The following is a 13,256-nucleotide window of genomic DNA, read 5'->3' on the forward strand; positions in this document are numbered from 1 at the left end:
AATCAGTCGCTTTTCACCAATAGCTTATCAAGCCATGCAGTGGGTAAAACACGGCGCAAAAAACCAAATATATAGGTAGGCTGAGTGACGTAATAGCGCGCCTTTGGCTTAGCACTGCTTAGTATTTTTTGTACCGGTTTAAGCACCGCCTCTGGCGGCAGAGTAAAGCGATTGCTAGGCGATGCTTTGCCTAATCTATCAATGGTATTTTGATAGTTTTTCTGATGGCGAGAGTGGGCAATATCAATAGTATTTTCAAAAGCATGCAACGCATTTTCTCGAAATTTACTGACAATTGGCCCAGGCTCTATCAAGCTCACCGAAATAGGCGTATCCATCAACTCTAAACGCAGAGTATCGGTATAACCTTCCAAAGCAAATTTGCTGGTGTTATAAGCGCCGCGATATTTCATTGCCACTAAGCCGAGCACTGAACTGTTTTGAATAATTTTGCCACCGCCTTGCGCCAGCATCAGCGGAATAATCGCCTTGGTCAGCTCATGCCAGCCAAACAAATTGGTTTCTAATTGCGCACGCAGTGCCTGAGTCGGCAGATCCTCCAGCGCGCCACATTGACCATAAGCGGCATTATTAAACAGCACATCAATTTTGCCATCACATAAGGTTAGCGCCTGAGCAATAGCCTGATGAATGGAAGCACTGTCAGTCACATCCAGTTGTACACAGTGCAGCCCTTGCCCTTGCAAGCGCGCCACATCTGCCAGATTGCGACAACTGGCAATGACCTTATAACCCGTCTGATGCAACTGCACCGCACAATGATAGCCAATGCCACTACTGCAACCTGTGATTAAGATGGATTCTTTCATGGAGACCTTTAATGATTTTAGTAATCAGATACTTATACCAATCGTACTAAATAACTGGTCATTCTAGCTTGTTAAAATGCTCGATAACGGCGTTAGAATTTTTGATTGTAGAATAACTACTAATCAAAAAATTCTGCCTTGTTCTCGAGCATTTTTCCTGCGCTAGCTCTGATCACTTACTTAGTGTGATTGGTATTATTGTGGCTATGGTAGCAGAGTCTAGAAAGAAGTGGGGCGGGTGTGAGTGATATCCACCCTAGTAATTAATTTGTAGGAAAATTGTGCTTTGTTCAGAGGTGTTTTCCTACGCTACTCCTAAAAACTCAAATAATGCGGTGCTTCGTTTTTCGAATATTTCGAATATTGACTTTCAGTTGATTGTTTCCGATACTATTGTCATATACAGATTTGTATAGTTTGAAATCAAAGACTAGAGAGAAATAGGATGAATACTGCTACAAAATTGCCAAGCGCTGAAGAAATTGCACTGGCTAAGCTTGGTAGTCAAGAGTTGTCTGCCGTTATAGAAGCGAATGGTGAGGCTCAAAGAATTAATGTGGTCGACAAGTCAGGTAAGACTCATGAAGTCACTATTCCATCAAGTGCGTTAAACATGATGATAGAAGTGCTTACTCAATTAGGGCAAGGGAACTCTGTCAGCATTACTCCTATTCATGCAGAACTTACAACACAAGAAGGTGCGGATATGCTAAATATGTCTAGACCTACATTTATTAAGCTTCTTGATGCAAAAGAAATTCCGTTTAGTCGCACGGGCAATCGTAGAAAGGTCGCGTACGCCGATCTTATGGAATATAAAAACCGTTTAGAAGAAAACAGACTCACGAGTCTTGCAGAATTATCCGAACTAGATCAAAAAATGGATATGGGATATTAATGACTTCGTACACGGTAATTTTGGACGCATGCGTTATATCCATCGTCCAAATTTAGCGCTTAGAAATAAAATACATCAGACAATGAAAAAGGTACTATTTTCCTAGCTCAATCCCTAGTTCTGAATGAAAGTATTGTAATGTACTGAAAATAAATCGTTTATCTTTAGTACTAGTACCTTTCTTGACGCACTCAAGATAAGCAGATACATATTTTTCAAATTCAGTTTGAATCTTCTCTTTATTTAATTGAATTTTATTAAATTCTTTCTGCTCTCTGAGTTTGAAAGCGGTTTTTTCAATATCATCTTGTTTAACAACTAGTGCCTTAGAGTAATCAAGGCCATTCCAGATCAGTTTATTTCCACGTTTCATGGAAATAGTTTTGAATCCATTGCTATGGTTCATATTGCTGCGTAGAGGTATCGCATAGGTAAGGGTATCGATAGTAATTGATACAATTCCATAGCCACGGTTTTTTTCTAGCACTTGAGGCCTATCTTTAGATAGTTTGTCATAAGAGTCTGGTTTTAATGTTCTTATATCCATCTTTTTCCTTTACATACAAAAAAGCCCCAATGAAGGGGCTTTTTTATGTAGATTAATCAATTGAGGTTGATACTATTTTATGTGGGGATGCCTCTACCGCCACTCATCCGTTGAGGTTGATACTATTTTACAAGGGGATGCCTCTACCGCCTTATATCTACAACTCAATATTAGTTCGTTTTAACATGACTTACAAGACTATTTAAGCAATGAGATGAAGAACTTGTTAAATAGCAAGCAAGATAATAGATAAAACCCTTAGTGCGCTGGCGCACCACCTGCTTTACCAATAGCTTGCTTAGGAATCTTAAGCAAGAACAGCAAAGGTATGATCAACACAAACATTGCCGTGATAAAGGTAAAAGTATGCACAAAGGCGATGATCTCTGCTTGTTTGTGCACTTGTTCTTGCAAGATGGTTTGTGTCATTGGATCTGTGATTTTTTGTCCCGTTTCTGCCAACCACTGTTGTAGGTTGGGGTTATAGGGGTTAATCGCTTGACCCAGTGAGTTCCATTCTTCTTGTGAGCTTCTAAACTGATAGGTAGTGGCAATCGAAATACCAAACGAGCTACCTATGGTTCTAAATAGGTTGAAAATACTCGCTCCTGCCACGCCTTGATCGGGTTTCAAAGTGGTATAAGCAATCGACGATAGGCTAGAGAACACTAGTCCCATGCCACAACCTTGAATCAATGCCGGTAAAATCAGCCAGTAAAAGTCGATGTTTTCTGAGTATGCCGACATGATTAGCCCGGCAATACCACATAAGATAGCGCCAGAGGCGACCATCCATTTTAAACGACCGTTGTTCATAAACTTAGCCGTAGCAATCAAGGTAATTGCCGCCGCAATGCCGCGCGGTGCCATCAACAAGCCGGTAGTGTCTACTGGGTAGTTAAGTACGCCTTCTAGCATCATCGGCAGTTGTGCGGTGAGGCCAAATAGGGCGCTGGCAAAGATGGCCATCATCAATGAGCCTAAGGCTAAATTTCGATTGCTTAGCATCCAAATGGGCGCAACTGGGCTACGGGTTTTAAAACTGCGACGCACAAAGTAGGCAATCCCCACAAAGGCAATGATAATGCTGGCTTGAATAGTGCGTGATTCAAACCAATCCAGTTGGTTGCCTTGGTCTAATACCATTTGTAGCATGCCGATACCGACCGCCATTGAAATCATAGTAGGCCAGTCAATGACCGCTTCACGTTTGTTGGAAGTTTTCACAAACAGGTAGATCATGGTTAAACAAAACAGACCCACTGGGACGTTGACATAAAACACCCAGCGCCAGTTCATATTTTGCGTAATCAAACCGCCTAGTGTTGGGCCTAAGATAGGGCCAAGCAAGATACCAATACTAAAGATCGACATGGCTTTGCCGCGCTCATGGCTTGGAAAAACCGCAATCAGCAGTGATTGTGACAATGGAATAACCACCGCGCCAAACATACCCTGAATAATACGAAACAGCACCATAGCTTCAATGGATTGTGCCTGACCACATAAAATGGACGACACCATAAAGCCCGATACTGCCACAATAAGCAGACGTCGCTCGCCCAGTTTGCTGGAAAAGTAGCTCGTCAGAGGGATGAAAATGGCTTCTGCCATGGTATAGGCGGTTAATACCCAAGTGATGGTATCGGAGGTTGCGCCAAGTGCGCCTTGCATCTGTGGCAAGGCAACGTTGGCAATCGTCATGTCCAGCAGCACCATGATTGCGGAGGTCATTACCGCAATCACAATCATAGTGCGTTTAAAAGGCGTGATGTTTTCCACGACTATTCTCCAGCCGTCGTATCCACGGTGACTTGGGTACTAGAGCCGATTCTTAAAATAGGTTTGTTGGTTAAATCGTCGGTAATTTCAATTTTCACAGGGAAACGCTGACCGATTTTCACCCAGTTGCCAGTGGCATTTTCTGGAGGAAGTAAAGAAAAACTGCTGCCACTTGCTGGTGAGATTTTTACTAGCTTGCCGTGCCAAACTTCATCAGGGTACATATCGACCGTGATTTCAACTAATTGGCCTTCAGCAAGACGGGGCATTTGTGATTCTTTAAAGTTGGCTTGAATCCACTGGCTGTATTGCTTCACGATAGGAAATAGTGGCTGTCCCGTTGAGACAAATGTCCCTAGGTGTGTTTTCACATCACCCACATAGCCATCAAAAGGTGCGCTAATTTCGGTGTAGCTTAAGTCAAGTTCCGCTTTTGCTAGATGCGCAGCAGCTTGTTGTACAGCGGCAGACGCCTCGCCTTTACCACCTTGAGTATCAATAGCTTGTTGTAATGAAGCTTGCGCGGCATGCAAACGAGCTTGAGCATCGGCAAGTTTAGTGCGGTCAGTATCGGCTTGCTGAATTGGCACTAGATGCTTTTTAACCAACACTTGAGTTCGTTTATAGGTTTTTTGTGCGTTCAATAGGTTCGCTTTTGCTTCGTTAAGTTGAGCAATAGCGGCATTAACGCCAGATTCTTGAGATTTGTTTTGCTGCAGCGCCGCTTGATAAGTTGCTTGCGCTTCTTTTACGGCAATTTGATAAGGCTGTGAATCGACAGAAATTAAATGATCGCCCATATGCACAAACTGGAAGTCATCCACTGAAATTTTAGTGATGCGACCTTGTACAAGGGGAGCAACAGAGACGGTTTTACCGTGAACGTAGGCATTTTCTGTGGAAGGGTGAAGATCGCTGTAATGCCAGTAATATGCCAGTCCACCTGCAACGGCAAGCAAAATGATAGCGGTAATATAACCTTTAATATATTTCTTCATGACCATCCAGTTGAATAACGTTTATATCGATGAGAATTTAAGGGGCTAGACTATAAGCTCTATTTTTAAGGTTTCATATGCGAAAAAGTGCACACTTACTTTTAATTTCTGTACGGAAAATTAAAGGGGCATTTTCTTGACTATAAGCGTGATCAGTGAACAGCCTAACTACTGGTAAATAGCTATGCTAATCAATGCTTAGTGCTTGATGCATATAGATATTTCTATTTATTGCACATAGAAAGTCTATCTTGTAAATAGCCCTTTTAGGGTATAAAAGGGCATGCGTTTGAGCATTCAGTGGGGAAAGGGAAGTATTGCAAGCGTTGCAATAAGATCAAGTTGAGGAGCAATTACCTGTTGCTAGTTATAGTGTTCATTTTGCAGATAACGTTCCAGTGCTTTGATTTCATCAGCGCTCATTTCTAGATACAGCTTAGTGCGTCGATAGAGGATGTCATCACTATTTAAGGCAAACTCATGTACTATTAAGTAGTCAACTTCAGCTGCAAATAACTGCTTAGCAAAGCGCTGTCCAAGTTCAGGGGTTTGCGCACCAATCATAAGTGCTCGTGAGCCATAACTGCTTATCCAACGCTTTAGCATGCTTTGCTGAGCATTTGGCCATTTTTGCTGTAATTGCGTCAAAAGTGTTTGATGATCAAAGTCTTCTGCGCCGGGCAGTAAGCTAGCTTTGGTAGTGCTGTTGGTCATTTCTGGGAAGAATGGCGCTAGCTTCTCGAATGCGGCATTGGCGAGTTTTCGATAGGTGGTGAGCTTGCCTCCAAATACCGACAATAGTGGCGCGCTAAACGGCGCATTGCTTTGACTGTTATCGAGAGAGGCATGTTGCACAGTCAAAGTGTAATCACGGGTGATGGCTTGTGGCGAGTCCGATTCGTCATCACACAAGGGCCTCACGCCGCTAAAGGTGGCTAAAATATCTTGCTTGTTTGGGGCATTGATAAAGTGCTCGCGCACCACATTTAATAAATAGTCTATTTCGCCATTGTTAATGGCAACGTGGCGCGGGTTGCCTTTATATTCTTCATCGGTAGTGCCAATCAAAGTGTATTTATCCAAATAAGGAATGGTAAATACAATGCGTCCGTCTTGGTTTTGTAAGATATAAGCGTGATCTTGCGGGTAGATTTTAGGCACTATGATGTGCGAGCCTTTGATTAAACGAATCCCCATTGGCGATTCACTGTGCAAACTTTCAGTGATGAAGCTTTTCACCCAAGGTCCAGTAGCATTGACTAACGCTCGGCTGTGGCGTGTAAAGGTTTGTCCCGTTCTATGATCCAATAATTGCACTGTCCAAATGCCATCTTGTTGTGAGGCAGAGACGGCGGTGCAGTAGTTGTTAATTTCAGCGCCATTTTGCTGTGCTTGCATCGCATTTAACAGCACCAGTCGTGCATCATCCACCCAGCAATCAGAGTATTCAAAGCCGACGCTAAAGTCGTTGTGCAAGACATCTTCATTAGCAAAGGAGATTTTACGCGATGCAGGTAGAGAGTTTCGTTTGCCAAGATAGTCATAAAGATACATGCCCGCACGTATCATCCAAGCAGGGCGTAAGTAAGGGCGATGGGGCAGACGAAAGCGCATCGGTTTGGCAATGTGTGGCGCTTTTTTAAGGATTACTTCACGTTCAGCAAGAGCTTCAGAGACCAAGCGGAACTCATAATGCTCAAGATAGCGCAAACCGCCGTGAATAAGTTTAGAGCTGGCCGATGACGTAGCACTGGCAAAATCTTTGGCTTCAAATAGGGCAGTAGACAAACCTCGGCTAACGGCATCTGTGGCAATACCCACGCCGTTGATGCCACCTCCCACAACAATAAGGTCTAAAATGGGGGAGGCTTGGTGAGTGTGTTTATCTACAACTGTTTTTATTGAGTCCATTCTCAATTTACCCTATAAGATCATTAACTTATCAAAAATACAAAACCAATAATTTGGCGTATTTGTTAGGGTAATATTAAGATATTTCAATAAGATGAAGGTAGAGGGATAAGGTGAAATTTAACGGTTTAGCTAAATTTCACCTTGAAGTGCGAGAGTGGTCTCTATTTTTGGCTATTTACGTATGCTTTAAAGCGCGCTTTAGTGGCGTCATCCGCTTTGTTGTACCAAAACATCAGCATTTCTTCTTCAGTGGTCGCTGATACTGCGTTTGCCGTGCTCGCGGTTGCGTTGTCAGTTTTGCTCGCCACAGGTACTACTGCAACTTCTGTACCTGAAGCTTGCGCTGCGGTAACTGCGGCATACGCTAGGCTGTTGCTAGTGGCAATGGCGGCTGCGCTGTCGGTGGTATTGAACTTCATGACTTCAGTGGCAAAATCACGACCAAACTGCACGCCATGGTGAATCAGCTTATCTTGAGCAAACGCCACTTTATCGCCAGACTCATCAATTAATGCCCAGTCAGGGTTTTTATCAAATTTTTGTGCTTCACGAATGTTGCGGTATTTCGGGAATTGGAAAGTCAGCTCTTGGTTGTCAGCGGTAAATTTTGCCACGATCACATCAGAGCTCATTTTTTCAAAGTCTTGACCTTGTTTAAAGGTTGGCTCGTAACGAAACACAATTTGGTTTTCGCCGTCTGGCAAAGTAACGGTTGAGTTTGATGAGAAAAAGCCACCATCCACATTCGGTTCTGCGCCATTTACAAGCAGTAAATCTACGTGTTCTGGTAGGTCGATTTTAACGTCGGCTAGCACAGGTGCCGTAAATGACAGTGCTAGTCCAGTTAGCAAAATTTTCTTGTACATAGAGCTTCTCTATAGTTTTAGGTATCAAACCTATTTGGATTTTGAAAATGTTTGGCTGAGAGTTTTTATCTCTGGCAACATTCTGTGGATCAAATGCAATTGTTGCAAGATCATCTGTGCAGATGTGCCGTCGCTCTCACGCCATTGTGACAATTTGTGTTGAATATGATTGGTATCGAACACTTGAGGGTCAAATGCTTCATCCCTGAGCGCCTTATCAATAGCGTCGAGCTTAACATGAATTTCCTGATATGCATCAATCACCAATTTATGGGTAACGGCATCGTTAATTAAAGTGCGGTGTGCGCCAAGGGCGGACACATAGCTCAGCAGTGCATGACTAAGGGTTAAAAAACGAAAGCTCTCATCAACCGCATAGCGATGTTTTCCCGGCTCTGCCAACATATTACTGATAGCGGCGCCAAGGTTTGCATCGTGACTGTGAGCGGCGCGCCTTGCAATGCGATAAGTCAGATCATCGGTTTTACCTACCCGATACTGGGCAATAATCTGCCCCAAATAGCGGTCATTGGCGGCAATGGAATTAGCCATTAGCGATGGGATCTTCTTCGCTTGCCAATCCGGCATAATAAAATACACTGCGCCAACGGCGAGAACACTGCCAATTAAGGTATCCACTAAGCGCGGCAGAATAACCGCATAACCTGCCCCCAGTTGCGAGAATAAAAACAGTACCAGTACCGTAATAACCGCAGTTGCGTAGGCGTAATTTTGTAAGCGGAACGCGAAAAACAGCACGCTGGATAACACAATGACAAATAACTGCCCTTGCACGTCTGGGATAAAGGTCAGCATGATGACGCCAATAATTAACCCAGCAAAGGTGCCACTGATGCGGTGAAATAGCTTTTGTTTGGTGGAGCTAAAATTGGGCTGACAAACAAACAAAGTGGTTAGCAAAATCCAAAAGCCGTGATCAATAGAAAACAGTTCAATAATGGCGTAGCCCAAAGTTAAGGCAATGGACATACGCGCCGCATGCCGAAACAATATCGACGAAGGTGAGATATTATCGCGAATACGCTGCCACATTTGTTTGGCGGTATAAGCGGTTTTATCTTCTAGCACATTGTCATTGGGCTGTGCATTAGGGTTATTGATGTTGTTCAGCAGGCGATCAACGGTGCATAAGTTATCAAATAAATATTGCAATTGTCTTAATGGCTGTTGCCAATCGGGATTATTTTGCTGTTTAAGGTGAGTCATCGCCCCTTGCAATTCATCTAAGGCAAAGACCGAGTTTTCACTGCGCACATAAGGCTGATTTAAGCGTGTAGCTTCGGCTATTTGTTGGCATTCTTGAGCATAGGTTTGCAACAAATGCTTAAAACGAAACAACACATCTGAGCGTTCAAAGTGTGCGGCAAAATCATGGTAACGATAATGGCTAGAGCTTAAGCGTTCATGAATATCTTGCGCCAAAAAGTAGATGCGTAAAAAACGATCATTTGGGCCGTTCACATGCCCTTTTTTGGAACGTTTTATAAAGGTATGGCGGCACAGTTCTAACGCTTCAACAATGTTGGCGTTTAAGCGTGCTTCTTCAAGACGCATGGGCTGTGAATGATTGCCAATAGAAGGGTGGAAACGACTGCTCTTAGCGTTTAAATAAAATGAAAGTTGCTGAAAAGTTTGCGCTAAGCTCAGTTGCACCGGTTGCATGGGCCAAAAGCTTTGCCAGAGCAATGATAAGAAGTAATACCAAGCCGCGCCCGTTAACAACATGATCGGTTGGGTAAAAATACTGCTGCTTTCGCTTGCACCGAGCATAGTATAAATCGCAATTAACAAAGAGCCGAACGCGATGCTAGCGTAACGAGTGCCAATTGCGCCGAGCATAATAAAAGCAAAGGTTGAGAAAAATAGCCCAATGCCAAAAAATAACGGGTAGGGGTAGAGAATTTCGATAGACAAACTGGCAATGGCAAAACAGATAAAGGTCAGCATTAAGGCTTTAAATCGGCCCCAAAAGTTATCATCGGTCTCGGCCAATGCGGCGGCAATTACCCCTAACACCAAGGGCGTAATCGCCGTATATTGTTCCATATACCAACAAGGCACTACCACACCTAACATGGTGACTAAAATCAGTAGGCTGTAATTGATGGTTTTACTCGCCCATATTTGGCGAAAAGTGAGTAGCGTATTTGCTGACATTCAGGCTAACCTTTTGTTATATAGGCGTACTTTACACAGGCTTTAGCAATTTTGCACCCGACAAAGTGGCTTCTATGTAGCAAGTTCTAGTGCCTATACTAACAGGCAAGATAATAGAACCTAGTTTGCAATCCAGTATCTCTCTGGATAAGTATCGCAGAAACATAGTAAACTGGAGCGGTTCAATCCATTCTCAAGGACAAGAAAGTTCACATGCAGTTGCAAGCAACCCCATCAGCTCAGTTTTTTCTACAAGATGAATACTTTGATATCAAGCTCGAAAAAGATCAGTTAATTCTGACCTCTCCAGAGAATCAAACATCTATCCCTTTTTCTGAATGGAGCGGTAAAACCGCAATTGAACGCGGCGTGGTATGGGGAAGCATTACCTTCTTTGGCCATCAACAAGAGGATGCCGATGGTGAAACCTGGCAAAGTGCTTGGCAAATTCAAGGACTGCCTTGGGGCAAAGCCAAAGCATTTGGTCGCACCGCAGTGCAATACTACGAGAAATGGCACCGCCTGCAATGCCGTCAACTTAATCTTTATTTGCCTAAGTGGCATCAAAAACTGCAACTGCTATTAAAACAGCCTGCTTATTTAGCCAACTCGCAATGGTTAGCATGGCAAGAGATGGTGCGTAACGATTTAGTGGAAATGGACATTAGCCTTACTGACGCAACCCAGCGTATGGCCGATGGCATGCAAGAGATCAATGCATGGCTAGCTCCGGATGGCGACGCGGTAAAAGAGCGTAATCAGCATTGGCTAGTCAACGAAGTGAAAAACTGGCAAGTGCTGTTCAATCAAATTGAGAATTCGCCACTGAATGAATCGCAACAAATCTCTGTGCTGTTAAATAACGACCACAACTTGGTGTTAGCCGGCGCAGGTACTGGTAAAACAAGCGTATTAATGGCAAGAGTGGCGTACTTACTGCAAAGCCATCAAGCGCAAGCCGAAGAAATTGCCTTACTGGCCTTTGGTAAAGATGCGGCCACTGAAATTGCTGAGCGTTTATCCGATAAAATTGGTGTGACCTCGCAAAAGGTTAACGTCAGTACCTTCCATAAAATGGCCTTGCAGATCATTGAGCAAGTTGAAGGTCAGCCCGCTAAAGTGACCTCTTTGGCGTATGAAGCCAATCAAAAACAGCAGTGGTGCGCCATGTGGCTTAAAGAGCACTGGACCAATAGCACCAACTTTAATCGCTGGAAAAAACACTTATCCTTGTGGCCTATTGCGTTCTTAAAAGGCGATGTTGAGTTAAACAGCCAGTTTGAAAACCCCAAATTAATCTCGTGGCTTGATCAACAAGTAGATCAGCTGTGCGCCATGAGTGTGACCAAGAAAACCATCCAACAACAGTTGGTGGAGCACCCTGAATATTCGCGCCTTAACAGCGAGTTACAACTAGTGTGGCCGTGTTATCAAGCATGGAAGCAATACTTGAAAGACCAAGGTGAGCTTGATTTTCACTCTATGATTGAAAAAGCCACTAGCTATGTGAGCAAAAAACGTTTCAAAGCGCCGTGGCGTTATTTGATGGTCGACGAATACCAAGATATTTCTCCGGCACGCTTGGCGTTAGTTGAAGCTATAGTGAATCAGCCATGTGAAGAGGGGCGCCGCTCTTTGTTTGCCGTTGGCGATGATTGGCAGTCGATTTACCAATTTGCCGGCTCTGATGTTGATTTAACCACTCGCTTTAGTGAGCGTTTCCCACATGCTACGACGCATTATTTAGATACCACGTATCGCTTTAACTCACAGATTGCCGATGTGGCGGGTGAGTTTATCGTGCAAAACCCTCAGCAACTGACAAAAACGTTAACCGCGCACAAACAGCAGAAACAAAAAGCGGTATCGGTGATTGCCGAAGCTAAGCTTGAGAAAACTCTGCAACGCATCAACAACACCCACAAACCGTTGTCGGTATTGGTGTTAGGGCGTACTCATAAAGATAAACCGGCGCTATTTGAACAATGGCAGAGCCACTACGAAAATTTGCAACTGACCTTCATGACATGTCATGCCAGTAAAGGCAAAGAAGCCGATATCGTGCTATTGATGGGGGTGAATGAAAATAACTTCCCGCAAAAAGAGCGAGCCCCGCATTTGGATGTGGCATTGAAATCAAACAGCGATAGCTTCCCGTTCGCCGAAGAAAGACGCCTCTTTTATGTAGCATTAACTCGCGCTAAACAAGAAGTGATTGTTAGCTACGACTTGCAGCCATCCGTCTTTGCCACCGAATTGTTAGAAGGCAATTATGCGGTGAAGAAAAAGTAACCATTTTTTAAAATGATTGCCGTGAATGACTACACTGTATGCAGGGAAACCAACAACAAGGTAGCAAGGCGGCAAAGATGAACTTCAAAGTGATACTACTATTGGCGATAGTGCTTGGCGCAAGCTACTTGGGCTATCGCGGGCATTTGTCTTCGTTGTATGCATTTAAAAGCTTCGTGATTGGCTCATTTTCCGAATATTTAACCGTCGACATTGCAGAAAACCGTGCTGGCACCAGTAATGACAGGAAGCGCAAGAAATCACAGCCAGAGCCTTATGAAGAAGATACAGAAATTGATGCCAATATCTTTGTAGAGTAACTGTCACTGATTATCTGTAATTAGCTAACCTACAAAAAAGAACCTCGAAAATAGCTTCCGTAATGGAGTTATCTCCGAGGTTTTTGAGTTTATAACGCTTTGAAAAATAGTTGATTACATGCGTTTTTCTAAATAGCTTTGATAATCAGGGATTTTGATCTCGACTTCTTCGTCAATCAAAGGCGAATCAAACAAGAAGCGAGCGGTCGCGCGGTTGGTGGCTACTGGGATATTCCATACGCTGGCAATACGCAGTAGAGCTTTTACATCTGGATCATGCGGCGCAGCATTCAGTGGATCCCAAAAAAAGATCATCACATCAATTTTGCCTTCAGCAATTAAAGAGCCTAATTGCTGGTCGCCACCCATAGGGCCGCTCATCAAACTTTTAATTTCTAGGCCTGTTTCACGGCTTAGCAAGTGACCAGTAGTACCAGTGGCGTACAGAGAATGCTTGGCCAGTTTTTCTTTATTTTCAATCGTCCACTGCAATAACTCTTGCTTGTAATGGTCGTGAGCAACAAGCGCAACGTGCTTTTGCTTGTTCATGGTGCGGGTCGTTTTTTCCATGGTTTACTTACCTAATGTTTATTATTTTAAGTGAGTTTATCATTAGTCGGATTGACTTTGG

General features: G+C 43.5%; 11 protein-coding genes. 3 read left to right on the forward strand and 8 right to left on the reverse strand.

What is annotated here, in order from left to right; genetic code table 11:
* Positions 1–2 precede the first annotated feature (2 nt).
* A complete protein-coding gene (locus QV280_RS13655) occupies positions 3–830 on the reverse strand; it encodes an SDR family oxidoreductase (protein WP_152820430.1) in 828 nt (275 codons plus the stop codon).
* 445 nt (positions 831–1,275) lie between these two features.
* Here QV280_RS13655 and QV280_RS13660 point away from each other — a divergent pair, with 445 nt between their 5' ends.
* A complete protein-coding gene (locus tag QV280_RS13660; protein WP_152820432.1) occupies positions 1,276–1,728 on the forward strand; it encodes a helix-turn-helix domain-containing protein in 453 nt (150 codons plus the stop codon).
* 94 nt (positions 1,729–1,822) lie between these two features.
* On the opposite strand, the gene tenpIN is transcribed toward QV280_RS13660, so the two are convergent.
* The 6 genes from tenpIN to yccS all read right to left on the reverse strand — a co-directional run bounded on the left by tenpIN (position 1,823) and on the right by yccS (position 10,013).
* Positions 1,823–2,275, reverse strand: coding sequence for a type III toxin-antitoxin system TenpIN family toxin (gene tenpIN / locus QV280_RS13665; RefSeq protein ID WP_152820434.1), 453 nt, complete (start codon positions 2,273–2,275; stop codon positions 1,823–1,825).
* A gap of 258 nt (positions 2,276–2,533) precedes the next feature.
* Positions 2,534–4,027, reverse strand: coding sequence for a DHA2 family efflux MFS transporter permease subunit (locus QV280_RS13670; protein ID WP_152820886.1), 1,494 nt, complete (start codon positions 4,025–4,027; stop codon positions 2,534–2,536).
* Between the two features lie 32 nt (positions 4,028–4,059).
* Entirely contained in the window at positions 4,060–5,055 is a 996-nt protein-coding gene (locus tag QV280_RS13675; RefSeq protein WP_152820436.1) for an HlyD family secretion protein, read from the reverse strand.
* Between the two features lie 363 nt (positions 5,056–5,418).
* Entirely contained in the window at positions 5,419–6,966 is a 1,548-nt protein-coding gene (gene glpD, locus QV280_RS13680) for a glycerol-3-phosphate dehydrogenase (protein WP_023404448.1), read from the reverse strand.
* Between the two features lie 164 nt (positions 6,967–7,130).
* Positions 7,131–7,835, reverse strand: a complete 705-nt coding sequence (locus QV280_RS13685; protein ID WP_152820439.1) for a DUF2057 family protein — start codon at positions 7,833–7,835, stop codon at positions 7,131–7,133.
* Positions 7,836–7,865: 30 nt separating this feature from the next.
* Complete coding sequence (gene yccS / locus QV280_RS13690; RefSeq protein WP_152820441.1) at positions 7,866–10,013, reverse strand: YccS family putative transporter; 2,148 nt, start codon at positions 10,011–10,013, stop codon at positions 7,866–7,868.
* Positions 10,014–10,226: 213 nt separating this feature from the next.
* Here yccS and helD point away from each other — a divergent pair, with 213 nt between their 5' ends.
* Both helD and QV280_RS13700 read left to right on the forward strand, forming a co-directional pair.
* A complete protein-coding gene (helD, locus tag QV280_RS13695; RefSeq protein ID WP_152820443.1) occupies positions 10,227–12,305 on the forward strand; it encodes a DNA helicase IV in 2,079 nt (692 codons plus the stop codon).
* A 38-nt stretch (positions 12,306–12,343) separates the two neighbouring features.
* The gene (locus QV280_RS13700) at positions 12,344–12,625 is read left to right on the forward strand and encodes a hypothetical protein (protein ID WP_253912546.1); all 282 of its coding nucleotides are present in this window, start codon (positions 12,344–12,346) and stop codon (positions 12,623–12,625) included.
* A 114-nt stretch (positions 12,626–12,739) separates the two neighbouring features.
* Here the strand turns inward: QV280_RS13700 and QV280_RS13705 are convergent, their stop codons facing one another.
* On the reverse strand, positions 12,740–13,195 hold the full coding sequence (locus QV280_RS13705; protein WP_023404443.1) for a methylglyoxal synthase: 456 nt from the start codon (positions 13,193–13,195) through the stop codon (positions 12,740–12,742).
* Positions 13,196–13,256 lie beyond the last annotated feature (61 nt).

It is taken from the genome of Vibrio sp. B1Z05 (assembly GCF_052955985.1).